Genomic DNA, 22,718 nt, shown 5'->3' with positions numbered 1-22,718 from the left:
TCCTTTGAAAAGCGCGGCAAACAAGCGGGCGGACCGGAGAGGATCGGGCACGTTCAGAACCGCCTTCGCGTGCAACTGACGCAACAGGGCCTCGATTTGGGCGATGACATGGGCCGGGCCGGCTTCGTAATGGAGCTTGCTTAACGAGCTTTGATTGGTCTTGTCGGCCATGACCATGGCTTCGACACTGCGGACGTCTGATCTCAACAGCGTGCGAAGCAGTAATGATCCCACCGCCATGAGCTGGTCTTCGACCGAACCGTCGACGCCTTCAAGAAGGGCTTGTGGTGCAAACAACTGATGGCAGCCGGCCGCCATGGCCGCGCTGAACAGCGCCTCCTTGTTCTCGAAGTGCCGATAGATGCTGAGCTTGGATATCTTCGCGCGCTGGGCGACCTTGTCCAGGGTCGTCGCTTGAAAACCCAATTCCACAAAGAGTTCGCACGCGGCGTCGGCTATCGTTTGGCCAAGCGCCTTGGCGGGCCGGCCGCGCCGGCCCTGGCTGTTTTCGGTCACGACAATTCCAGTACTTGACAGTATTCTAATTCTTGAATTACGATACCATGTAGTATCTGAAGTGTGCAAGCCAATGGGTAGGTTTCAACCTGTCCTCCAACGGAATCCCATTACCATGGATGACGTCATCATCATCGGCGGCAGCTTTGCCGGTCTCGCCGGCGCCCTGCAGCTCGGCCGTGCCCGCCGCAAGGTCACCGTTCTCGATACCGGCTTGCCGCGCAATCGCTTCGCCGGCCACTCGCATGGCCTGCTCGGTCACGATCACAAGCCGCCGCTGGACATCCTGGCCGAGGCGCGGCAGCAGCTGGCGCGTTATCCCACGATCAAGCTGGTCAGTGCCCGGGCCGACAGCGTCTCCGGCGCCATCGACGATTTCTCCGTCCTCACTGGCGATGGCGAAAGCCTTGGGGCGCGCCGCCTGATCCTGAGCTATGGCGTCGCCGACCAGATGCCTGATGTTCCGGGCTTTGCCGAAGGCTGGGGCACGTCCATCGTGCCCTGCCCCTATTGCGACGGCTTTGAAGTCGCCGGCCAGCATTGGGGCCTCGTCTGGTCCGGCCGGCAGTCGCACAATCATGTCAGGCTGTTCCACGACTGGACCGACAGGTTGACGCTCTTCGCCGATGGTCACGACATTTCGCCCGATATCCGGGCTGATCTGGCGCGTCGCAAGATACCTGTTGTCAATGGCCGGATCATCGAGATCGCCCATCACGGGGGCCATAGCGCCACCGTCAATCTCGATACCGGCCGCAATGTCGCGGTCGATATCCTGTTCGCGCATCCGCGCAACAAGCCGTCCGCAAGCCTGCATGAATCACTGGGCCTCGCCAAAGTCGATACGCCCCTCGGCATCGCCCTCAAGGTCGACGAGCGCCGCGAAACCAGCATGCCCGGCATTTACGCCGCGGGCGACCTCGCCAACCCCCTCATGCCCTCGGTCACCACGGCATCATGGCAAGGCGCGATGGCGGGTATCTCCGCCCAGCAGTCGATGCTGGTTTGAGAGCACAGATTGGAGATGAGCATGGCCGTCGAACCGGACAGCGCGGGTGTGCGCTTCCCTCCGCCCTTCGTCTATCTGGGAGCGCTGCTGTTGGGGCTGGCGGCGGAGCGGTTCGTCACCCTGCGCTCTTTTGGCATCGACTGGCGGTTGCTGGTCGCGACGGGCGCGCTGCTGTTCGTTGCCGGCGCGGCGATGATGCTTGCGGCGGCGGGGCTGTTCCGGCGGCTGGGCACCAACGTTCGGCCGTCGCACCCAACGACCCTCATCGCAACGACCGGCCCTTATCGGTGGACCCGCAATCCCATGTATCTCGGCATGGCGCTTATCTATGCCGGCCTTGCGATCGGCTTCGACGGGCCGATCGCCTTCGCCTTGCTCCCATTGGTGCTGATCGCGATCCAGACGCAGGTGATCGCCCGCGAGGAGCGCTATCTCGAAACGAAGTTCGGCGACGACTACCGCCGCTACAAGGCCGAGGTTCGCCGCTGGCTCTGACTATTGCGCCGCTGCCGCCTACGGGGCCTTCTGATAAACCAGCACCGGCTTCCTTGCCGCGAGCTATCACCGGGTAGCTGGAGGCGGGATCGCTGGAGACGATGCGCGCTTTGGATCGGATAGCTTAGTCAAGAACGAACCAGAACAAGGATTGTCATGGCACAGCACAATGCCGATCAGGTCGCCGACTGGAAGGGCCAAAGCGGGGAGCGCTGGGTCGTCCACCAGGCCCGGCTCGACGCCAGGCTGGAGGTGTTCGGCCAGGCCGCGATCGAAGCCGCAGCACCCGCCACGGGCGAACGCGTGCTGGACATCGGCTGCGGCGCGGGCGCGTCGAGTCTGGCTCTGGCCGCCCGCATCGGCGCGGGGGGCCATGTGCTGGGCGTGGACATATCAGAACCGCTGATCGGCCGAGCGCGCGCGCTTGCGCCACAGGATACGCCGGTCCAGTTCCGGGTGGCCGACGCCAGCAGCGCGGAGCTGCCCGAGGGCGCGTTCGACATCCTGTTCTCGCGCTTCGGAGTGATGTTCTTTGACGATCCTACGGCGGCGTTCGCTCATATGCGCCGTGCGCTCAAGCCGGGCGGGCGGGTCGCTTTCGTCTGCTGGCGTGGCGCGGCCGAAAACGATTGGGTGCGATTGCCGATGGACGCGATCAAAGGCATCGTCCCGCTGACGGCGCCGCCCGATCCCGAAGCGCCCGGCCCATTCTCGTTCGGCGACCGGGGGCGGGTGGCTCGCATCCTGACGGCGGCCGGGTTCACCAATATCGCTATCGCGCCCTTCGATGCTTCCATCCCGTTTGGCGAGGGCGCGACGCGGGACGCGGCGGTCGACGATGCGGTGAAGATGACGTTCGAGATCGGCCCGCTGTCGCGCGCGCTCGCTGATCACCCCGACGACATCCGCGCCCGTGCCTCGGCCGCGGTTCGTGCCGCCTTCGCGGGCCGCCCCGGCGAGCGGTCGGTGATGATCGACAGCGCGGCGTGGATCGTCACGGCGAGCAATCCCGCAAGCTGACAGGGATTAGCAGGGGAGCCTACCAAAGAAGACCCTCTATAAACGCTGACTTGATAAACGCTGACTTGCCAATACTCCACCTCCTATTGCGCCAACCAAGTGTTGAAGCGTGTTTGAAGCGCATCCAGATGATCTGCCCAGAAGTCCGCGTCTACCTTTGATCCCCGCGCTAAGATCTCGGGATCAGTAAGTGTGAACGGTCTCATGTCGGCACCGGAAATCGGGTTTCGGCCGACGAGGGCGATCGCAGAGGCGCGGATCGGGCTGTATGCGGCGAGGTTGGCCATGGCTGCGCCACGGTCGGCGCGGCTGGCGAATTCAAGGAATCGCTGCGCACCAGTGGGATTCGGAGCGCCTTTGGCGACCATCCAGACGTCCATGGTCCACGCGAAATCCCGGAACAGCACCTTCCAGCGTTTGCCATCCTGCACGATGGGCTGGATAAGCCGTGGGCCCGATGCGGAAGTCATGGTGACCTCGCCGTCATTCAGCAACTGAGGCGATTGGGAGAAGGTCTCCCACCAGACGACGTTTCTCTTGATCGTGTCCAATTTCCTGAATGCGCGATCCAGCCCCTCCGGTGTGGCGAGAACTTTGTACACCTCTGCGGGCGCAACGCCGTCTGCCATCAGGGCGATCGCTAGTGTGCCGTTGGGGCGCTTATAAAGCCCACGTTTGCCCGGAAACTTCGTGAGATCGAAGAAATCGGCGGCATTCCGCGGCTCTTCATTTGGGAATTTTGCAGGATCGTAGCCCAGCATGGTTCCGAAGATCATCTCGCCGATCCCACAGGACTGAATTGCCCCTGAGACGTAGTCCTTGGCCGCCGGGGTGCCGTCAGGTGCCGGCGCAAGCTTTTGCGGATTGATCTGGGCCAGAAGGCCTTCGTCACAGCCTATCTTTGAGACGTATTCGTCGCCGACGATGACGTCCCAAGTCACTTGGCCGGCCTGCTGCATGGCGCGCAGCTTTCCTAGATCGCCGTTCCAGTCGACTGTCTTGACTTCAATGCCCGTCTCTTTTGTGAAAGGTTCGAAAAATACCGTGGCTTGGTTTTTCGTGTAGTTGCCACCCCAAGACACGACGGTGATGCTCTCAGCAGCCCCCGTATCGATCGATGTCATAAACGCGAGCGAAGCGATGCAGGCCGCCTTCGATATGAAACTGAGAACCTTCATGGCGAGCTATCCTTCTTTGGCGGAAGGATGCAGTTTGATAGGTTTGCGGTCGGAGCACTACCGGCATTTCCCTTAACTTTGTTCGGATCGTTCGATAGCAGCTGCTCCTCAGGCACCCCTAGCCCGGAAAGAATGATTATGAGACTAGCCCGGAAGACATAATCAAGGCACCCTCTTCCCTTGGGCGCGCAGGACGGCAAGTCGCAAAATCGAGAATTCGAGTGGCAAATGTCGAAGCTGAAGCAACTCACTGACCTCGACCTGAAGCTCCTTCGGGTCTTTGTGACCATCGTCGACCAAGGGAGCTTTACGGCAGCCCAAGCGCAACTCAACATCTCCCAGTCTGTCCTTAGCGAGAATCTCAAGTCCCTGGAGATCAGGCTCGGAATGCGCCTTTGTGAGCGCGGTCCCGGTGGTTTTCTCGTTCTACCCGAGGGGCACGAAGTCTATCGGGGCGCTAAACAGCTCTTTGCCGCAGTGGAGGACTTCAAGACCGATCTCGCGCAGATCGGCGACGGGCTCTCCGGTGAGTTGACAGTCGCGCTCGAGGACGACGTGTTGACGAACCCGAACTCGCGTATTGCGGAGGCGTTGCATGCCTTTAGTCGAACGCACGGGCGTCGGGTGCGCATCAAAATTGAAATCATGGCCGGCTTCCAGGTGATCAGCCGCGTTGCGGATGGGACCGCCCAAATCGGACTGACGGTCGCACGTACGCGCGTGCGCGGTGTTCGTCGGCTGCCGCTATTCTTCGAGAGCCGCCACCTCTACTGCGCCCAAGGTCACCCAATCTTCGAAGTCCGCGAGGACGATATCACCGAGGCGGAGATAGTCCGATACGACTATTCAAGCCGCGGCCATCTCGAACCAGACGGCTTTGCACCTGTGGGCCATTTTAGCGATACCGGGGACGTGGGTCTCGGAGCGCAGGCCCATCTCGCGCTCGTTCTGTCCGGGCGAAACGTAGGGTTCGTTCCTGATCATGTCGCTAAGCCTTACGTTGAACGCAGGGTTCTCAGATGTGTTAGGCCCGACCTGACCAGAGTTGAAGACGACGTCGTTGCCGTGTCGAGGGTCAAGTACCAAGGGTTGGCCATGATCGTCCGCCTGCTCGAACACCTCGCCGAGGCTCACGGCCGATCACTCGACCAGATCGAGGAGCATTGATCGAGATCGAACGTCCAGCGCAGTGCGAACATTAGTTCGTGCTTTGCGCATGGTCTGGATTCTAAGGGAGCGGTTAGGTTCACGGGTGGTCCGCGGAGGATTTTACGGTGAACATCAGCCACTCGACGCTTCGGCCGGCAGATTCGCTTCAGATTGCCAGGTTCTCGGGTCTTTCCACATTCATGCGGTTGCCATACCGGTCCGATGCCGAAGGCGTTGATGTCGCGATGGTAGGGGTGCCCTTCGATTTCCCCACGAACCGAGGTGGGGCTCGGCATGGCCCCTCGCAGGTTCGAGAGATGTCGCGGCTAATCAGGCGCTTTCCGGCAGGCGGCGGCGAGTCGCCCTTCGACATGTGCTCGTTCGCTGACATCGGTGATGCCCCTTTCAATCCGCTCGATCCTCACGGAGCGGTCGAGACGATCTCCGCCTACTTCAGCGTTCTTGCGGATAAGCGGGTCGTTCCGGTGGCCTGCGGGGGCGATCACGCCGTTTCCTACTTCGTCCTACGCGGGATTGTCCGGGGCGGGCCGATCGGCTTCGTCCAATTTGATTCCCATCCGGACACCAGCGAGGAACTCTACGGCGATCGCTACAATCATGGCACACTCCTGACCCGTGCTGTGGAGGAAGGTCTTGTCGATCCCAAGCGTACTATCTCTGTCGGTCTTCGGGGTACGCGGTTCAGTCGTACGGACCGTTCGTTCAACGAGCAGCACGGCATGCGAGTAATCGATTTCGACGAGTTCGACACGATTGGCAGGGTGGCCGTCATCAATGAAATCCGCAGAGTTGTCGGCGACGGACCTTGCTACATCACTTTCGACATCGATGCTCTGGACAGCTGTTTCGTCCCAGGCACCGGTGCGCCCGAACCGGGGGGGTTAACCATGCGCGACGCGCAGGTCGTCATCCGCGGTCTCGATGGTCTGAACATAATAGGCGCCGACATGTGCGAGGTCTCGCCGCCTCTGGATCCGCAAGGCATCACGGCCCTCAACGGAGCGAACGTTCTCTTCGAACTCCTGTGCATTACCGCTACTGCGGTCGCACGACGCCGTGACAAAGCGAATTCGGGGGAAGGGCAATGAGTGAACTGAAATCTCTTCTCCGTCCATCCCGCGGTGGTCCCCAAGACCTTTTCTACGCGGCTGGGTTGACAAAAAAACTGCCGACGATCGTACGCGGCGAAGGCATCTATATTTACGACAATCAGGACAACCGCTACATCGACGCGATCTCCGGTGCCATGACTGCTTCCCTGGGACAGGGCAACAAGCGCGTACTCAAGGCCATGTACGATCAGGGCATGAAGCACACTTTTTCTTATGTGCGGGTGACCCGTCACTTGCCGAATATCGCCCTGACCGAGAAGATAGCCAGTCTGGCCGGACCTGGCTATGAACGCGTTCATTTGTCCTCGGGAGGATCCGAGGCTGTGGAGATGGCCATCAAATTCCTCCGCCAATACGCTTACGCAAAGGGCCAGCGGCAGAAGACCAAAGTGATCACGCTGATGCCGTCCTACCACGGGGGAACGCTCGCGACGATTGGTTGGACCGGTGACGAAGATGTGGCTGCAATCTGGGGGCCGATGGCGGTTTTCGGAGACAAGGTTCCGGCGCCGCTGACCTACCGGCCGCCCTTCGGCGCCACCTCGGAAGACGGGGCTCGCGGAAGTGCTGCTGCACTTGAGGAGAAGATCATTTCGCTGGGGGCAGAAAATGTCCTAGCCTTCATGATGGAGCCGATCGGGGGCCAGTCGACCGGTGCGAATGTGCCGCATCCCGCATTTTTCGAAGAAGTATCTCGGATATGCCGCAAGCACGACGTTTTCCTTATCTTTGACGAGATCGTTAGTGCAGTCCGTTCCGGTACCTTCCTCGCTGCGCACAGCTACCCCAGTTGTAAGCCAACACTTGTGGTCACCGCGAAGGGACTAGGTGCGGCCTACACACCGATCGGCGCGGTGCTTGCTCCCGCGTCGATGGTGGATGAACTTGCGGATCTGACAGGTTTCAACCTCTCGCACACTTATAACGCGAACCCGATCACCTGTGCAGGCGCCTGCGCAGTCCTGGACGAAATGGTCGACAACAATCTGATCGGCCAAGCTACGACTCTGGGTGGGTATCTGAAGCATCGGCTCACTGACATCATGCAGCGATCGCCAATCGTCGGCGATGTGCGCGGTCAGGGTCTCATGCTTGCGATCGAATACGTGCGCAACAAAAACACGAAGGAGGTGTTTTCGGGGGATATTTTCGCGAGCGAACGCATCCGTCAAATCGGGCTGAGCCACGGCCTCATCCTTTATTCGCGGCGGCAGAACGGCGGTAGGCACGGCGAATGGTCAATCATCTGTCCGCCGCTGATCATCACGAAGGATCAGATAGATGATCTTGCCGAACGGCTCGAGCGGACGCTGCGAGAGTTCACCGAGGAGATGACGTTGGCGGGGGTACTCTGACATGCTCTACGACGACTATACCTTTCTGAAGTTCCAGAAGCGCCCCCACGGGGTCCTTCTCATCACCATCGATCGCGGCGAGAAGCTCAACGCAGCCAACGATCGGATGCATCTCGAGTTCGCGGAGGTTTGGCTCACGGTGAAGCACGACCGCGACGTGCGCGTCGCGGTGATCACGGGGGCCGGCCGCGCATTCTCGGCTGGCGGCGATTTGAATGAAGATGTGAAGAAGCTCGGCCAGATCGAGCCTATCGTCGAAATGGGCGAAATGGCCCTGCGGATCGTTTACAACATGATCCACCTCGACAAACCGGTCATTTCCGCGATCAACGGTCCTGCGGCGGGAGCTGGGCTCGCTGTTGCCCTGTCCGCTGACATATCAATCATCGCGGAGGAAGCGCGGGTTACCGACGCTCACGCCAACATCGGCGTCGCTGCGGGTGACCATGCGGTGATGATGTGGCCCCTGTTCTGCGGGATGCCGAAGGCGAAGCTTTATCTGCTCACGGCTGATCTGATCGACGGTCGCGAAGCCGAACGGATCGGCCTCGTTTCCATGTGCGTTCCGCTCTCCGACCTACTCCCGACAGCACTCGCCCTTGCCGAGCGTATAGCGTTGAAACCTCAGAGGGCAATCCGGTGGACAAAGCGCTGCCTCAACCATTGGCTGCGCCAGGCAGCTCCGATCTTTGATCTTTCCGTCGCCTACGAGGGCTTGAACTTCATGGAACCCGATGCGAAGGAGGGCCTCACTGCATTCCTAGAGAAGCGGCCTCCCAGCTTCCCATCCCTGGGGTAGCGCCATGCACGTCGCTCATTTCGTCCATCGTTCGGCCCAACGATTTCCAAAGCAGCCACTTTGGCTAGGACCTGACCTGTGTATCAGCTATGCCGAGGGAGCCGCCCGGCTGAACCGAATTGCCAACTCCCTCCTGCGGCTTGGTGGTGTCCAGGGGGACCGTGTGGCCATTTTGTCGTCCAACCGGTTTGAGGCGTACGAGATCTATCTGGCCGCAATGAACGCGGGCATGGTTGCGGTCCCGCTGAATCCAAAGAACCAGCCGAACGAACATGCCTTCGTCATTGCCGACTCGAATGCGCGGTTTGTTGTTTTCTCCGATCAATTCGCCGAGATACTGGCGTCGGTGCGGGGCGAACTCACCGGCGTGGGCCACTGGGTCACAATCGGGCAATTTGGCGGTTTGGGTCTCGGTTATGAAAGTCTCATCGAAACAAGCGAGGACGCGCTTCCAGATATAACAATCCAACCAGACGATCTTGCTTGGCTCTTTTACACATCCGGAACGACAGGCAAGCCCAAAGGGGCGAGGGAAACTCATCGCAATCTCGTCACCATGGTTCAGCAGTTCCGGCAAACTCTTCTTGCAGAGGTCTGCGAGACTGACGTGATGCTGCACGCGGCGCCGATTGCCCATGGGACGGCGAGCGTCGGCCTCGCTTATCTCGCCGCTGGCGCCGCCCAGACGTTTCCACTGACGGGAAGGTTCGACCCCGATCTGATATTCGAGGTAATCGAGCGCTTTCGGGTGACGGGCAGTTTCTTCGCTCCGACCATGGTGCAGATGCTGCTGCAAGCAAAGCTCGCGCGTGACTATGACCTCAGTAGCCTCAAGGACATTGTCTACGGCGGTGGTCCAATGTACGTGGAGGTCCTACGCCAGGCGATTGCGCGGTTCGGCCCAATCTTTCATCAGATCTACGGGCAGGGCGAGGCGCCGATGACGTGTAGCGGGATGCACAAGTCAGAGCATGTGATCTCCGATGATCCGGTCCGGTTGCGCCGTCTCGCCTCGGCCGGACGCGAGATGCCAGGTGTCATGATCCGGATTGTGGATGAATCGGACAAGCCCGTGCCTGTGGGGTGGCCTGGCGAGATTGTCGTGCGCTCTGATCTGGTCATGACAGGATACTGGAAGCGTCCGGCAGCCACTGCCGAGACGCTGAGAAACGGTTGGCTGCACACCGGCGACGTCGGATACCTCGATGTGGATGGCTATCTCTTCATCACCGATCGCATCAAGGACCTGATCATATCGGGCGGGGCCAACATCTATCCGCGCGAAATTGAGGAAGTGCTTCTACAGCATCCCGCCGTGGCTGAAGTTTCCGTGATAGGTGTACCGGACCCGAAATGGGGCGAGTCGGTGAAGGCTATCGTCGTTAAGCGCCCTGGGGTGGCGGTTGATGAATTGGAACTCATTGAATTCAGCCGCAAGCGGCTTGCTTCCTACAAGAAGCCCAAGTCAGTCGATTTCGTCGATGCCCTGCCGAAAAGCGCCTTCGGCAAGGTCTTGAAGCGTGAGTTGCGGGAGCAATTCTGGCGCGAAGCATCTCGGAGAGTATGATGTCGCGGGTTGGAGAGATGCGAGGCGTAGTCCTGACTGGACACGGCGGCTTGGACAAACTCGTCTATCGGGAGGACATGCCCATACCCCGGCCCCTTGCCGGCGAAGTGCTCATCCGCGTTGCGGCGTGCGGTCTCAACAACACAGACCTGAACACCCGCGTCGGCTGGTACGGCAGCAGCGTCGCAAGCGGAATGACTTTCGATCTGGCCATTCACGGACTGCCATCGGACGCGGCGGACATGAGTTCATGGGACAGGAAGTCGCTTCACTTTCCCCTCATCCAAGGCGCCGCAGCAGCCGGAACGATTGTTGACGTCGGTGCAGGTGTCGATCCTAGCCGCGTTGGCCAGAGGGTCGTGATCGATCCGGTGGTGCGATCCCCGGACCTACCCCTTGGCGCCCGCGGCGTCCAATACGTCGGCAGCGAGCGGGACGGAGGCTATGCCGAATTCTTGGTAGTCCCCACGGAGAATGCTCTGCGCGTTGCTGGTGATCTTGATTTCAAACGCCTCTCAACCTTGCCCTGTGCGTATCAAACCGCGGAAGAGATGCAAATTCGAGCTGACGTCCAGCCGCCGGACACGGTGGTGGTGACCGGGGCGTCCGGTGGCGTCGGCTTAGCCAACGTGCAACTCGCTAAGTTGCGTGGCGCCACCGTGATCGCGATCTGTAGTCGATCGAAGCAAGACAGAGTGAGGCGCCATGGTGCCGATGAGGTCCTGGCGCGAGAGGACGGTCCCGTCAGCACCCAGCTTAGTGCCCTCCTTGGCGACCGAGGGGCAAATGTGATCCTGGACGTCGTCGGTACGGACGACGTGGCGACGCTTTGGAGCCTTCTAGCGAGAGGCGGTCGCTACGCGACCGGTGGCGCAATCGCCGGCCCCTTCGCCCGGGTAGATCTACGTGACCTGATCTATAAGGATCTCAAAGTCTTCGGTATCGCCAATCCCGAACCTCAGGCCATGCGCAATCTTGTCTCGTACGTCGAGGACGGGCGGTTGGCCCCGGTGGTTGACAAGACGTTTCCCCTCAAGGACCTCGCGCAAGCTCAACGTGAATTCGCGCACAAAGAACACGTCGGCAAGATTGTCATCGAGATCGCATCGAATTGAAATGCTAGATTTTGGGGCGCATCATGCCGAGGGTGTGCAGGGCTCAGCCAATAAGTAGGCAGGAAGTGCATCAGTTGAGCATGTATGGGTCGTTCTGGCGGCATTATCCGCTTCTGCGGCGATTTCGGGAAAACTTGTATCGGCTTATTCAAATTGTGATGGTTTACCGGTGAACGTAAAATTGAAGCCTGAACGGCAGGTTGCACACTGGCTACGTCACTCCGGCTTGTGCGACCAACCTGCTCGTAGGACAGAATTGCGAGCACGAGAAACGCGCTCGCGACCTGTCGGTCGGCGAGGGGGATTGGCAGTTGAAACGCGAATCTGAGGCCCTGATTGAGATTCGCAACGTCTGCAAGACGTACGACGGTCGCAACATGGTTGTGGATGGCCTGCAGCTGAGCGTCAGGAGGGGTGAATTTCTGACGCTGCTCGGCCCGTCGGGTTCAGGCAAGACCACTGTCCTCATGATGTTGGCGGGTTTCGAGACCCCGACCAGCGGTCACATCGTTATGGACGGGAAGCTGATCGAAAACGTTCCACCTCAGAAGCGTAATGTCGGGATGGTCTTCCAGAACTACGCGCTCTTCCCCCACATGACAGTGGCGGAGAACCTCGCCTATCCGCTTACGGTGCGACGTATCCCTAAGCTCGAGATCACCCGGCGCGTCCAAAGTGCATTGGCCATGGTCCAGCTTCCCGACTTTGCAAAGCGTAGGCCGAGTCAACTCTCCGGTGGCCAGCAGCAGCGTGTGGCTCTTGCGCGGGCGCTCATATTCGAACCAGATGTCGTTCTAATGGACGAGCCGCTGGGCGCCCTCGACAAGAATTTGCGCGAGCAGATGCAGTACGAGATCAAGCGCTTGCACGAGGACCTCGGCGTCACGATAGTTTTCGTAACGCATGATCAGGGTGAGGCTCTCACGATGTCCGATCGCGTCGCGGTTTTCAATCGGGGGCGGATCCAGCAGATCTCGTCACCGGACGAACTCTACGAACGGCCCGCGAACGCGTTCGTGGCTCGGTTCATCGGTGAGAATAACCGCATTTCCGGCACCGTGGTCGAGTGCGCAGGGAGCCGCTGCTCCCTAAAGCTCAGCGATGGAAGTGTGGTCTCGGCTGCTGCAGTAGGCTCGCACCACGTCGGGTCGCGCGCAACACTGTCGTTGCGTCCCGAGCGCGTGATGATAGCCCCGGCGCCTGGGCAGGCGGATGTCATGCTTGCTGCCAGAATCGCGGGGGTGATCTATCATGGCGATCACCTGCGCGTGCGGCTCGCTGCGCCTTGGGCTGAACAGCATCTGATTGTCAAGCTTTCGAACCTCGGAAACGCGGCTCCCGAGGTCGGAAGCGATGTTACTGTAGGCTGGCGCGTGGGCGACTGCCTAGCCCTCTTACCCGAAACATCGGGAGATTGACGCTTGCCCCAAAGCACCATCTCTCCAGTCGACTCCCCGGCCGGTCCGGATTTGCAACGCGTCCATCGGAAGGTCGAACGTCGAAAATCCCTTCGGTCTTGGAGCCTTGTCGCGCCTCTCTTCCTGTTCGTCACGATCATGCTGCTGGTGCCGGTCGGAATGCTTCTGATGCGCTCGTTCTATGATCCGCTCGTTGCCAATACCCTGCCCCGAACGCTTGCCGAACTCGAAACTTGGGACCCGTCCAAAGGACCTCCCTCGGAAGCCACGTTCGCGGCCCTCCGAGAGGACCTGATTGCGGCTCTGGAGCAAGATACACTCGGTCCGCTCGCCGGACGGCTGAATCAGGACGCTCCTGGCGCGCGAAGCCTGCTGATTAGGACAGCGCGGCAAGTTGGAAGGGCCGAGCAAGGTCCTTACCGGCCGGTGTTCGAAGCCAGCAGTTCAGCATGGAAGGATATTGCCCTGTGGGGCGCGGTACGCAACGCCGGAAGCCGTTTTACCCTCAACTACTTCCTGGGTGCGTTCGATATGACACGTGATCCATCCGGAACAATCGTGCAGAGGCCTGAAGATCAACGTCTTGGTATCAAGCTTTTCGTTCGAACGCTCTGGGTGAGTGCGGCCATCGCTGTTTCGGCAACGCTGCTTGCGTATCCCATTGCTTTTCTCATGGCGCGGCTTCCAGACGGGCCGTCCAATTTTGTCATGATGCTTGTCCTACTTCCGTTCTGGACGTCGGTCCTCGTGAGAATCACGAGTTGGATCGTACTGCTCCAGCGACAGGGCGTCGTGAATGACGTTCTCGTCTGGAGTGGGCTGTTGTCCGATGCAGAGCGGCTGGACGTGATGTATAGCCTGAAGGCAACGCTTATCGTCGGAACGCACATCCTCTTTCCGTTCGCGGTCCTACCGATCTACAGCGTGATGAAGTCGATTCCGGAAAATCTGATGCGAGCAGCAGTCTCACTGGGGGCGTCGCCGCTGCACGCGTTTAGAAAGATCTATCTGCCGATCTCCCTGCCAGGCGTTGCAGCCAGCATGAGCATCGTTTTCATTCTATCGGTCGGCTACTACATCACGCCTGCTATCGTAGGCGGCGCGAGCGGAGATCTGATTAGCAACCTCGTCGCATTCAACATGCAAATGTCCTTGAATTGGGGGTTGGCGTCGGCGATTAGCGTAGTCCTGCTGATCGTCGTCGGCATTCTTTACTTGACGAGCAACAAACTTCTAGCAACGAACCATTGAGAGGCGTCCCGTGCTGCTCCGTCCGCCTGCTATAGCGACGCCGTTGGCGCGAATATGGAATTTTGTGTTCAATGTGCTCTGCGTGGCTATCCTGGCGCTTCTAGTCTCGCCCTTGGCGGTCATCATTCCACTGTCCTTTAACGCTGAGCCCTTTTTTACCTTCACGCCCGGCATGCTCAGCGCTGAGGCGAGCGCGTATTCGCTGCGCTGGTATGAGCAAGTGCTGACCGACCCGCAATGGCGGCTGGCTGCTTGGAATTCTTTGTTCATCGGTGTGGCTTCGACAGCTCTCGCGACAACACTAGGGACCTGGGCGGCGCTTGGAATGACCCAGCGCCGTCTCCCGGGACACGCGATCATCATGATGCTGCTTCAGGCGCCCATGATGGCGCCAATTGTCATTGTTGCCGCCGCCATTTACTTTTTCCTAGTCAAGATTGGCCTGACGCAGACGCTGACCGGCATAGTTCTTGCTCACACGCTTCTTGGCTCGCCATTCGTCGTCAGCACGATTGTTGCCACCCTCTCAGGTTTTGACCGCAACTTGACGCGCGCGTCGTTAAGTCTTGGCGCATCTGGTGCTCGCACCTTTTTCAAGGTCACGTTGCCCCTGATCTGGCCTGGCATCTTCTCGGGCGCGTTGTTGGCCTTCGTGACATCACTCGACGAAGTCGTCGTGGTACTTTTCCTGGGCGGTGGAGATCAGCGGACGCTTCCGTTGCAGATGTGGAGCGGCCTTCGCGAGCAGCTCAGCCCTGCCATCCTCGCTGCGGCTACCATGCTAATGGCGCTATCTATAATCTTGCTCGGTGTGAAGGAAACTCTCCGGCGGCGCAGCGAACGGCTTGCCCTTACCAATTTTTCTTAGGTCGAACGTGGGCCCTTACGATGGACATGAAATCGGTTTCCAGTCTCAAGGTCGACGGCCGGCGGCTGTGGGCGACGCTTATGGAGATGGCGGAGATAGGAGCCACCGCCGGAGGTGGCTCGGATCGCCAAGCCTTAACCGATGAGGATCGTCAGGGACGAGATCTGTTTCGCCGTCATGCCGAGGGTGCGGGCTGCACCGTTACAATCGATGAGATGGGAAACATGATGGCGCTACGCGCCGGAAGGAGCCCCGCGCTATCTCCGGTGGTCGTCGGGAGCCACCTTGACACACAACCAAAAGGGGGGCGATTTGACGGCGTGCTGGGCGTATTAGCTGGGCTAGAGATCGTTCGTACCTTGAACGATGCCGGCATCTCCACCGAGCGCCCGTTGCTTGTAGTGAATTGGACGAACGAGGAGGGCGCACGGTTTCCACCAGTGATGCTATCCTCAGGTGTCTGGGCAGGCGTCTTTAGCCGCGACTGGGCCTATGCCCGCCAGGACGCAGAGGGGCGCTGCTTCGCGTCGGAACTGGCACGGAGTGGCTACATGGGGGATGTGCCTTGCAGGCGACAAGATTGGCGCTGCCATCTCGAATTGCACATTGAACAGGGGCCAGTATTGGACTCGGAGCGCCGCCAAATCGGCGTAGTCACCGCCGCTCAAGGTATTCGGTGCTTCGATGTCACAATCACGGGCAAGGCAAGTCATGCCGGCACAACCCCGATGCATCGTCGTAAGGATGCATTCGTTGCCGCCGCCAAAGTTGTGGTGGAGCTCGAGGCCATTGCGAGGGCGTACGGTCCAAATGCCGTGCTGACAGTGGGTCGGATAGCCGTCGAGCCCGCCAGCCGCAACGTCATCCCGGGGTTAGCAACGTTCTCGATCGACCTTCGCCATCCGGAAGAGCACACGTTGAATCAACTTGAGAATGAGATCCGGCGAGCTGTTGCCGATGCGTGCGCTCGGGACCTGCTAGGCTCACGGATCGATGTCCTTTCATCGCTCTCGCCTTGCATTCGATCCGACTTGTCTGGATGTGATCCGTTTGGCTACCGACCGGCTCGGATACAGCCGCCTCGATGTGGTCTCGGGTGCAGGGCACGATTCCTGCCATGTTGCCGGGCATGTGCCAACAGCCATGGTCTTTATTCCCTGCCAGGATGGGTTGAGCCACAACGAAAAGGAATCAATCGAGCCAGAGGAAGCTGAAGCGGGCTGCAATGTGCTGCTGCAGGCGGTGCTCGTGCTGGCCGCGGGAGAGGAGTTTGGGTCGGCATAGCTCACATAGGCCAAGCGCATCGTAGTCAATCGCTTATGGCGGCGCTACCGGCACAAAGCAGGCAGAAACTCCTCACTTCCTGCTGATTCTCGCCCGCGCAGACAGCCGTTCCACGCAACTGATGCGTCAAGCGATTTTGTAGATCCAAGACAGCTTGCGCGTGTCGGGCCGCTAAGACCCCGCCGCTTTGACGTGGTTCGCAATGAACTTCTGGAAAATATGCAACGCTCTTTCCCAATGGGGAGAGAAACGGCTTTCTAGGCCGAGATCCTCGCGCACTCGGGCCATAGCCTGCACTTCGCGCCAAGGCTCGTCATCCTCGTCGAGCACTTCCTTCCAGTAAATCGTGTTCTCGTCACGCAATTTCTTGTATTCCGGCGCGGTCGCTGCCTCACCGATGAAATAGGTGCGAGAGGTGTAACGGGTATTCCCAGGTCCTAGCGGAAGTTGCAGGGATCCGGAAACGTAACTGGGCGTGCAGCTGATGATTGTGTTAGGAAATACGAAAAGGATCACTGCTTCGGCGGTGCCGGTCTTTTCCATGTCGGGGAAGATGGGCAGGACGTTCCCATCTGAAGCTTTGGTGGCATAGCGTTCTTGCGCTTCGGCAATGCCGCGCTTGGACGAAAAGCCCGAGTAGATGTCACCACCGTCCTCGGTAACGTAAATCTTGCTGTGACTGAACACGCGGTGGACGAACGGCAGATGATAGTCCTCGATGCCGCCCTCGACGACGACCTTCCAATTCACCGCGATGTCACGTGAGCCTCTACCCGATGCAGCGTCGGCTGCTCGTAGAATTGAGAAGTCAAAGGTTCCTTCGAGCCGTTCCCTGACGGGCCGAAGATGTTCGCTCAGCTCCAGGGCCTTCCCATCGATATTGACGAAGATAATATCGAAATACTGGCCCGAGCGGACCTGGATCAGCCCAAGTTCGTTGTAGTTAAAATCTTCAGCCCGGTTCTCGTTAACGCCGGCAATTGATGGCGTAGCCAACAATTGGCCATCGAGGCCGTAGGTCCAGCAATGATATGAACAGCGGATCGTCCGAACGTTACCGGCGGCCTTTGCCAGCTTCATGCCGCGGTGACGGCAAATATTGTGATAAACATTGACCTTTGCGTCTTTCCCTCGAACGAGCAGCAGCTCGTAACCGGCGACGCTAACGGGTTTGATATCGCCGGGGTTGGGCACATCACTGCCGAAGCCAACGCCGGTCCAATTGGCCGCGAAGACATGTTTGCGCTCGGCCTCATAGAAAGCTTCGTCGTAGTAGGCTCGCCCCGGCAATCCGGTGGCCGTTCCGGTCGGCCGCGCGAGACCCTGGATCTCGTTGTCAGAGAGCGGAGTCGTTACTTCCTTGACGTCGCCTGAGCCGATTTCCATAGGGAAGACTCCTAAATATTGTACCCTCGAGCTGACCGCAATGAGCGTCGCCGATCCTGCCCACCCCGGAGACCATAGTGTCCTCCCGTTGAACAGCGAGACGCAATCCCATTTCTTAGAACTAAGCTTCGGTCTACTAGTGCCGGCGCGGGCGGAACAAGAATCTGGCTTCGCCGATAGCTCGTTCGGTTCGGAGATACTAGAAGAGACTGGATTACGTGATCAATTGGAGCGGTTCTTGAACAGTCCACAAACCATGACTGCCGCTGTTAGGGAGAATGCGGCTCTCGCGCTACGGGACGACCTCCCGCTACCTTCGCCGCGCCGTGACGAACTGCTCGTGCAAGTTGCTGCCTGCCGCCTGGATCGCTGGGATCTTGCTGCCAAACGACCGCCGGCATTGATTCCCGGAAGCGGGTTCGCCGGACGGGTGGTCGGAGTAGGAGAAGACGTGCCCGCTTGGCGATTAGGTGATCGCGTAGTGGTCGATCCAGGCTTCTCCCGATCGGGGCAGTATCTTGCGGATCTCGGCTTCGAGCGCGACGGCGGACTTGCGCAGTTCGCGATTGCGCCTGCTTGGGCTGCCATAGCCATTGGCTGCGACACGGCAGATGCCGCGCTTGCACAGCTGCCGACTTACTATGGTCGGGCAGAGCGGGCGCTGATCTGGGGTCGTCTTTACGCTGACGAGACGGTGCTTGTCCTGGGCGCGAACGAGGGATCGGGACCCGCGGCGATCGAACTTGCAAAATCGCGGGGGGCGACTGTGATCGCGTCTGCCCCGGAGTGGAGCCGGGCCGAGTTGGAAACACGCGGGGCAACCTTCGTTGCAGGGGCCGGCGTCGCTCGCAGGGTGGAACTGATAGTGGATTTCCGGGCCATCCCGGACCCCTTGTCGCATTGCGAATGGTTGTCTCCCACGGGCGTCTACGTCTCGGTCGGCGGAGTGATTGCGCGAACGGGTTCTAGGCTGGTCCAAGCCACTTCAAACCCGGATATCTTCACTCTGCGTTATCTGGAGAACCTCACTCACGCCCTGAGCGAGAGAGCCCTGACCATAGGGGTCTCGAGGACCTTTGGATTCGGCGAGCTCGCTGCTGCGGTAGAGGCCGCTGAAGATCCGCATCAGATGAACCCCATCGTCGTGGTCTCGGGGCAAACGTGATGCGAGGCCGAAAGGCAATGCTCCGCACGGGAAGGTCTGCCGGGTGAGGGTGCCAGGAAGTCGCTGACCAAGTCGGGTGCTCAGTCATCTTCTTGGAATACATCCTGCCTTTGGCCTAAAACTCGTGTTCGACCAAGAACGGTGCTCTTTTGCACTTGACAGTTGTTTCCCCCGGTCCCGAGCGCACCGGCAACAACGCTAGCGCCAGCTCCCCCTGGAACAGCTACCACGCCCAAACCGCCCGCGGCACCGTCGTCTCTGCAACCCTCGACGACCGTGCAGCACCCTTCATCTGCAGGCCCACCTATACCGCCAACGGGTAGGACTCGTAGTGTTGTGCCGGTGCCCGTTAAGCGTGAGAAACCCGAGATCGTTGTGATGCGGGTGCAGCTCGAGCTTAGTGCAGGGTCTCTCGAATTTGGCCTCCCAACTCCTCTGTGGGGCCGACTCTCGATGAATTAAATCCGATATCCGTAAGCAAACCGCTGCTCCGATCCCATGGCTCCCGCCGCTCACCAACTCTCATAGATAGCTCCTCCCATTGAAATTAGATTTCGTAGCCGCAAAGCCCATTCGCGAGGCCAAGCTTGATTACGGTTGGGGTGAGCGTTGCAGATACCAGTGTCGAAGTGCGCGAAATTGGGATCGCCCGCATGATCCAGGCAGGTGCAGTGCCGCTGACATCCGCCGTCTTCATGTACGAGCAGCGCGACAGGGCGCGTCAAGGTTCCGCGTAGTTACTTTGCGCCCCATCAGTCGCAGCGGTGACGGTGTAGCTGACTATGTCGATGTGGATGGTCGAGGTGGCCCAAGACGACCGACTATAGCCACAAGCGCTGGGACGTCTTCATCCGCTTCCTCGACGACGGCCGCCTGTGCATGTCCAACAACGCCGCCGAGCGCGAGTTGCGCGCTGTCGCCATGGGGCGTAAGAACTGGACTTTCGCCGGATCCGACGAAGGCGGCCACCGGGCCGCCGCCATCTATACACTGATCCGGACCGCCCAGCTCAACGACGTCGACCCGCAAGCTTGGTTCGCCGACGTCCTCGCCCGCGTCCAGGATCATCCGGCTAGGCTGATCGACGAACTCCTGCCTTGGAACTGGAAAGGCGACCGTCAGCAAAAGGCGGCTGCGTAGCGCGCCCCAAGCGCAATCGACGTCGCGTGATCAATGACCGTTTCCGTGGCCTTCACCGGCTTTCAATTACCCACAATTTCTGCCCCGACCATGGCCCCCAGCGCGATGTCGGTTAGGCGCGATAGCCCGCGCCACATGACCGTATTCCCGGCGGAGGATCGTGGGCGCGGGCGAGATAGCCGCCGAGCCTCGCGATCTTGGTCAGGTAATGTGAGAGAGAGAGTTTTCCGTCGAGCTTGCGATTTGTCATTCACCAGCCGATCAAGCAGGGCGATTTCAGTTGGCGTCAACGCAAGAGTCGGTAGCGCCCCTGGAGCTGCGCGATTGAGCATCCGGTCATCCAGAAGACCCTCCAACTGAGGATGCAAAAGACAGAGATCAGATTGGTCAGACGCTGGGCGGTCCGGAGCTTCGATTCTTGAGCTTTGCAACCCGATTTGAGAATCTTGTGGAAGACTTCGATTTTCCATCTTAAGGCATACCATTCGAGTTTCTCAATTGCGGCCGCGCGTGAGCCCACAGGCAGATCTGTAATCAGCTTCCACTCGATTTTCTTTCTATTCTTCGGCGTTACGCGCTCTTCGGCATGGATCACCGTCAAGATCAGCGCAGGATAGCGCTTCTGCTTTCCGATTGGCGGCAGGACGCGAATCTTGCGATGTCTGATCTCGAGGACGGCTTCATCGGGGTCGCCGTTGTTGTTTCCGACGTCGATGCGGTGCAGTCCTTTGACGGTGACCTCGTCCATTTCGTCGGCGATCGTGTGATCCCCATCCCCAGCCAAGCGATTAACACAAGTCCTGATCACGAAATGCGTTCCAGCTTCGCGAGCCGCGCAGAACAGCTCATAGATGTCGCTCTCGCGATCACCGACATGGATGCACCGTCCCGGATCGCGCAGCAGCTCTGTGGATTGCCGGACATTATCCAGCCATCGGACGCTCTCCTTCTTCTCGATGGGAACGCGCGTCGGGTTGATCTTCTTTTTAAGCGCGGCAGTCCCCTTGAATTTCTTTCGGGTCCAGAATTTGACGGCCCTCAGTCCAAGCGGCAGCCCCTCGGTCGTTACCGCCAGGCTCGAGTGCATCAGGATGCCGCAAACCGTGTGCGATCTCAGGCGGCCGGCCTTGTCCCGGCCGCTGTTTATGCTCTTGGTGATCCCGATCGCGTCTGAATCCTCCCTCCGATAGCTGAACTCGGTTGTATCATGGAGCACCAGAACAGCACCGCCTGTGGCAATCGTGCGCTCACGCGTCGATTGAAAGTGGCCGGCCAGAATGTCCGCCTCACTGACCCGGTCGTTGGAGAAGAAACGATACGCAGCCTTGGTATTGGCCCAGTCCTGGCACACCAGCGGAATACTTTCGCCCATGGCGCTCTCGATCTGCGCTACCAGTTTGCGGAGCCGCTTGTTCAGGCGCTCGTCGGCAAGGTTGCAGCCTGCGAGCTCGCGATCAAACCATGCGCCTGCTTCTCCGTCCATTGGCACCGCCCCCGCGAATCGGTGCCAGATAAGGAATCACGGTCGATTCCTGCGATGCAACAATTTATGCGCTCCCTCAGAACACTCGGCTAAATGTGGGTAATTGAAAGCTTCACCGGACACGTACGACTGAAATGTCAGAGGTCGCCTGAACGTCGTTCAGATCTCCGCTGCCCAAGAACCTGCTGCGCCGGGAATTTTGGTCTTAGGTTCGGCGATCGCGCGGCGCCGTGCTGGCGAGGCAACGGCCTGGGAGAGGTCAACAGCGCGTCACGAAGAGGCAATCTGCCTTAGCGTGTGGCTAACGCTTGTACACGGAGCGGCTGCTAACACGAACGCCGCGACCTCTCCTTGATTGCTACCGACCCAAGGACTTCAGATTCCAGCCCCTCTTCTGAAGCTCCGCAATTCCCTTGTTGATTTCTTCCAGAGGCTCCTTCTCACGAATGATTTCAAGAACGACGTTCTCGACTTTGCAGGCCGCTTCGACTGCTCTTCCTAGATCTCCGAAATTGACGGCCCCAGTGCCGATCGGATCATGGCCCCATTCCTCGAGGCCCGTATCAGAGATATGCACGAGCCCAATCGCTGAATATCCGGACAACAGACATGCAACGGGGTCTTCTTTAATATACGCCGCGTTCGCAACATCATAAACAATCTTCAATGTTTCACTGTTAACTTCTTTTACGATCCCGACTAGTTCATCGAATGTAGGCCTGAAGCAATACGGCGTGTTTTCGAGGAGAAATCGGACTCCAGCCTGCTCAGCCCGTGGCAATAGAATTTCTAAGCTCTCATACAGCCAACCAAGTGTCTTCGGCAGTGATGGAGAAATCATCGGACGCCGTGTGCCCGGTGAAATCACCACGTCGAAAGCACCCCAATCGAAGGCTAGGTCGATCACATCCTTGATGTGATCTGTGCTCTTACGCCTCATATTTGCGGCAGGACTCGCCAGATTGATGTCGTATCCACCGGCGTTGAGCGACCTCACGCTTGCACCGCAATCCTGCAAACGCTTCTTTCCATCAGAACGCATGGCCGGCGTCATCTCATCTGGCCAGCAATGCGGCGAACTGATCGGCACCTCAAAGACACTGAAACCGTGGCGGCTGAGGTCACACATCGCATCGATCGCGGTCGAAGACCAGATGTATGAAAACGTATCGATGATCATTTGACGAGAACTCCCTAGACATCCATTAGCGTTGCAAGGCGGAGCGAGGCACATCCGATCTATAAGAGGGTGGCGACATCAGTTAATCGCAGCTCACGGTGACTGAACAGAGCCGGCTCCGGAAATCTGCACAGGACGTTAAGTGGAGTTTCTGCCTGACGACGGGCACGATAGGCCCGCGAATCAGGAGAGACGATGAGCAGACGA

18 protein-coding genes and 2 pseudogenes are annotated in these 22,718 nt (G+C 59.3%); 15 read left to right on the top strand and 5 right to left on the bottom strand.

The window, feature by feature from the left end; all coding sequences use genetic code 11:
* A partial coding sequence (locus tag IVA82_RS25280) for a TetR/AcrR family transcriptional regulator (RefSeq protein ID WP_247493632.1) occupies positions 1-516 on the bottom strand: 516 nt, incomplete at its 3' end.
* Between the two features lie 115 nt (positions 517-631).
* Here IVA82_RS25280 and IVA82_RS25275 point away from each other — a divergent pair.
* The 3 genes from IVA82_RS25275 (at position 632) to IVA82_RS25265 (ending at position 3,040) form a co-directional block, all read left to right on the top strand.
* Positions 632-1,525 (top strand): NAD(P)/FAD-dependent oxidoreductase, encoded by an 894-nt coding sequence (locus IVA82_RS25275; RefSeq protein ID WP_247384351.1) that lies wholly within the window; start codon positions 632-634, stop codon positions 1,523-1,525.
* 21 nt (positions 1,526-1,546) lie between these two features.
* Positions 1,547-2,020, top strand: coding sequence for an isoprenylcysteine carboxylmethyltransferase family protein (locus tag IVA82_RS25270; RefSeq protein WP_247384352.1), 474 nt, complete (start codon positions 1,547-1,549; stop codon positions 2,018-2,020).
* A gap of 156 nt (positions 2,021-2,176) precedes the next feature.
* Positions 2,177-3,040, top strand: a complete 864-nt coding sequence (locus IVA82_RS25265; RefSeq protein ID WP_247384353.1) for a class I SAM-dependent methyltransferase — start codon at positions 2,177-2,179, stop codon at positions 3,038-3,040.
* An 83-nt stretch (positions 3,041-3,123) separates the two neighbouring features.
* On the opposite strand, the gene IVA82_RS25260 is transcribed toward IVA82_RS25265, so the two are convergent.
* Entirely contained in the window at positions 3,124-4,218 is a 1,095-nt protein-coding gene (locus tag IVA82_RS25260; RefSeq protein WP_247384354.1) for an ABC transporter substrate-binding protein, read from the bottom strand.
* A 228-nt stretch (positions 4,219-4,446) separates the two neighbouring features.
* Between IVA82_RS25260 and IVA82_RS25255 the strand changes: the two genes are divergently transcribed.
* The 10 genes and pseudogenes from IVA82_RS25255 to IVA82_RS25210 all read left to right on the top strand — a co-directional run bounded on the left by IVA82_RS25255 (position 4,447) and on the right by IVA82_RS25210 (position 16,157).
* Positions 4,447-5,385: a LysR family transcriptional regulator gene (locus IVA82_RS25255; RefSeq protein WP_247384355.1), complete on the top strand. Its 939-nt coding sequence runs from the start codon at positions 4,447-4,449 to the stop codon at positions 5,383-5,385.
* Between the two features lie 107 nt (positions 5,386-5,492).
* On the top strand, positions 5,493-6,476 hold the full coding sequence (locus IVA82_RS25250) for an agmatinase (protein ID WP_247384356.1): 984 nt from the start codon (positions 5,493-5,495) through the stop codon (positions 6,474-6,476).
* Positions 6,473-7,855 (top strand): aminotransferase class III-fold pyridoxal phosphate-dependent enzyme, encoded by a 1,383-nt coding sequence (locus tag IVA82_RS25245; protein ID WP_247384357.1) that lies wholly within the window; start codon positions 6,473-6,475, stop codon positions 7,853-7,855. The genes IVA82_RS25250 and IVA82_RS25245 overlap by 4 nt, the downstream gene beginning before the upstream one ends.
* Position 7,856: 1 nt before the next feature.
* Positions 7,857-8,654, top strand: a complete 798-nt coding sequence (locus IVA82_RS25240) for an enoyl-CoA hydratase/isomerase family protein (protein WP_247384358.1) — start codon at positions 7,857-7,859, stop codon at positions 8,652-8,654.
* A gap of 4 nt (positions 8,655-8,658) precedes the next feature.
* Positions 8,659-10,221 (top strand): long-chain-fatty-acid--CoA ligase, encoded by a 1,563-nt coding sequence (locus IVA82_RS25235; protein WP_247384359.1) that lies wholly within the window; start codon positions 8,659-8,661, stop codon positions 10,219-10,221.
* Between the two features lie 50 nt (positions 10,222-10,271).
* Positions 10,272-11,336: a zinc-binding dehydrogenase gene (locus tag IVA82_RS25230; RefSeq protein WP_247384360.1), complete on the top strand. Its 1,065-nt coding sequence runs from the start codon at positions 10,272-10,274 to the stop codon at positions 11,334-11,336.
* Positions 11,337-11,713: 377 nt separating this feature from the next.
* Positions 11,714-12,754: an ABC transporter ATP-binding protein gene (locus IVA82_RS25225; protein WP_247384371.1), complete on the top strand. Its 1,041-nt coding sequence runs from the start codon at positions 11,714-11,716 to the stop codon at positions 12,752-12,754.
* A gap of 3 nt (positions 12,755-12,757) precedes the next feature.
* Positions 12,758-14,005: an ABC transporter permease gene (locus IVA82_RS25220; protein ID WP_247384362.1), complete on the top strand. Its 1,248-nt coding sequence runs from the start codon at positions 12,758-12,760 to the stop codon at positions 14,003-14,005.
* A 10-nt stretch (positions 14,006-14,015) separates the two neighbouring features.
* The gene (locus tag IVA82_RS25215) at positions 14,016-14,873 is read left to right on the top strand and encodes an ABC transporter permease (protein WP_247384363.1); all 858 of its coding nucleotides are present in this window, start codon (positions 14,016-14,018) and stop codon (positions 14,871-14,873) included.
* Positions 14,874-14,899: 26 nt separating this feature from the next.
* Positions 14,900-16,157: pseudogene (locus IVA82_RS25210) on the top strand (Zn-dependent hydrolase).
* A gap of 171 nt (positions 16,158-16,328) precedes the next feature.
* Here IVA82_RS25210 and IVA82_RS25205 read toward each other — a convergent pair.
* Positions 16,329-17,543, bottom strand: coding sequence for an aromatic ring-hydroxylating dioxygenase subunit alpha (locus IVA82_RS25205; RefSeq protein WP_247384364.1), 1,215 nt, complete (start codon positions 17,541-17,543; stop codon positions 16,329-16,331).
* A gap of 88 nt (positions 17,544-17,631) precedes the next feature.
* Here IVA82_RS25205 and IVA82_RS25200 point away from each other — a divergent pair, with 88 nt between their 5' ends.
* Positions 17,632-18,708, top strand: coding sequence for an alcohol dehydrogenase catalytic domain-containing protein (locus IVA82_RS25200; protein ID WP_247384365.1), 1,077 nt, complete (start codon positions 17,632-17,634; stop codon positions 18,706-18,708).
* Positions 18,709-19,542: 834 nt separating this feature from the next.
* Positions 19,543-19,848, top strand: a pseudogene (locus tag IVA82_RS25195) (transposase); the annotation flags it as partial.
* Between the two features lie 286 nt (positions 19,849-20,134).
* Here the strand turns inward: IVA82_RS25195 and IVA82_RS25190 are convergent.
* Both IVA82_RS25190 and IVA82_RS25185 read right to left on the bottom strand, forming a co-directional pair.
* Positions 20,135-21,331 (bottom strand): IS4 family transposase, encoded by a 1,197-nt coding sequence (locus IVA82_RS25190; RefSeq protein WP_247384367.1) that lies wholly within the window; start codon positions 21,329-21,331, stop codon positions 20,135-20,137.
* A 358-nt stretch (positions 21,332-21,689) separates the two neighbouring features.
* Positions 21,690-22,511: a sugar phosphate isomerase/epimerase family protein gene (locus tag IVA82_RS25185; RefSeq protein ID WP_247384368.1), complete on the bottom strand. Its 822-nt coding sequence runs from the start codon at positions 22,509-22,511 to the stop codon at positions 21,690-21,692.
* Positions 22,512-22,718: the final 207 nt, after the last annotated feature.

The sequence above is a fragment of the Bradyrhizobium sp. 142 genome (assembly GCF_023074015.1).
In the GTDB taxonomy this organism is placed as follows: domain Bacteria; phylum Pseudomonadota; class Alphaproteobacteria; order Rhizobiales; family Xanthobacteraceae; genus Bradyrhizobium.
Note: the sequence above shows the minus strand (reverse complement) of the source record. Positions and strands in the feature narration are given on the sequence as shown.

Coding starts and splice junctions, on each gene's coding strand:
- IVA82_RS25275 (WP_247384351.1), top strand. CDS start 632: ATGGATGACGTCATCATCATCGGCGGCAGCTTTGCCGGTCTCGCCGGC.
- IVA82_RS25270 (WP_247384352.1), top strand. CDS start 1,547: ATGGCCGTCGAACCGGACAGCGCGGGTGTGCGCTTCCCTCCGCCCTTC.
- IVA82_RS25265 (WP_247384353.1), top strand. CDS start 2,177: ATGGCACAGCACAATGCCGATCAGGTCGCCGACTGGAAGGGCCAAAGC.
- IVA82_RS25260 (WP_247384354.1), bottom strand. CDS start 4,218: ATGAAGGTTCTCAGTTTCATATCGAAGGCGGCCTGCATCGCTTCGCTC.
- IVA82_RS25255 (WP_247384355.1), top strand. CDS start 4,447: ATGTCGAAGCTGAAGCAACTCACTGACCTCGACCTGAAGCTCCTTCGG.
- IVA82_RS25245 (WP_247384357.1), top strand. CDS start 6,473: ATGAGTGAACTGAAATCTCTTCTCCGTCCATCCCGCGGTGGTCCCCAA.
- IVA82_RS25240 (WP_247384358.1), top strand. CDS start 7,857: ATGCTCTACGACGACTATACCTTTCTGAAGTTCCAGAAGCGCCCCCAC.
- IVA82_RS25235 (WP_247384359.1), top strand. CDS start 8,659: ATGCACGTCGCTCATTTCGTCCATCGTTCGGCCCAACGATTTCCAAAG.
- IVA82_RS25225 (WP_247384371.1), top strand. CDS start 11,714: ATGGTTGTGGATGGCCTGCAGCTGAGCGTCAGGAGGGGTGAATTTCTG.
- IVA82_RS25205 (WP_247384364.1), bottom strand. CDS start 17,543: ATGGAAATCGGCTCAGGCGACGTCAAGGAAGTAACGACTCCGCTCTCT.
- IVA82_RS25190 (WP_247384367.1), bottom strand. CDS start 21,331: ATGGACGGAGAAGCAGGCGCATGGTTTGATCGCGAGCTCGCAGGCTGC.
- IVA82_RS25185 (WP_247384368.1), bottom strand. CDS start 22,511: ATGATCATCGATACGTTTTCATACATCTGGTCTTCGACCGCGATCGAT.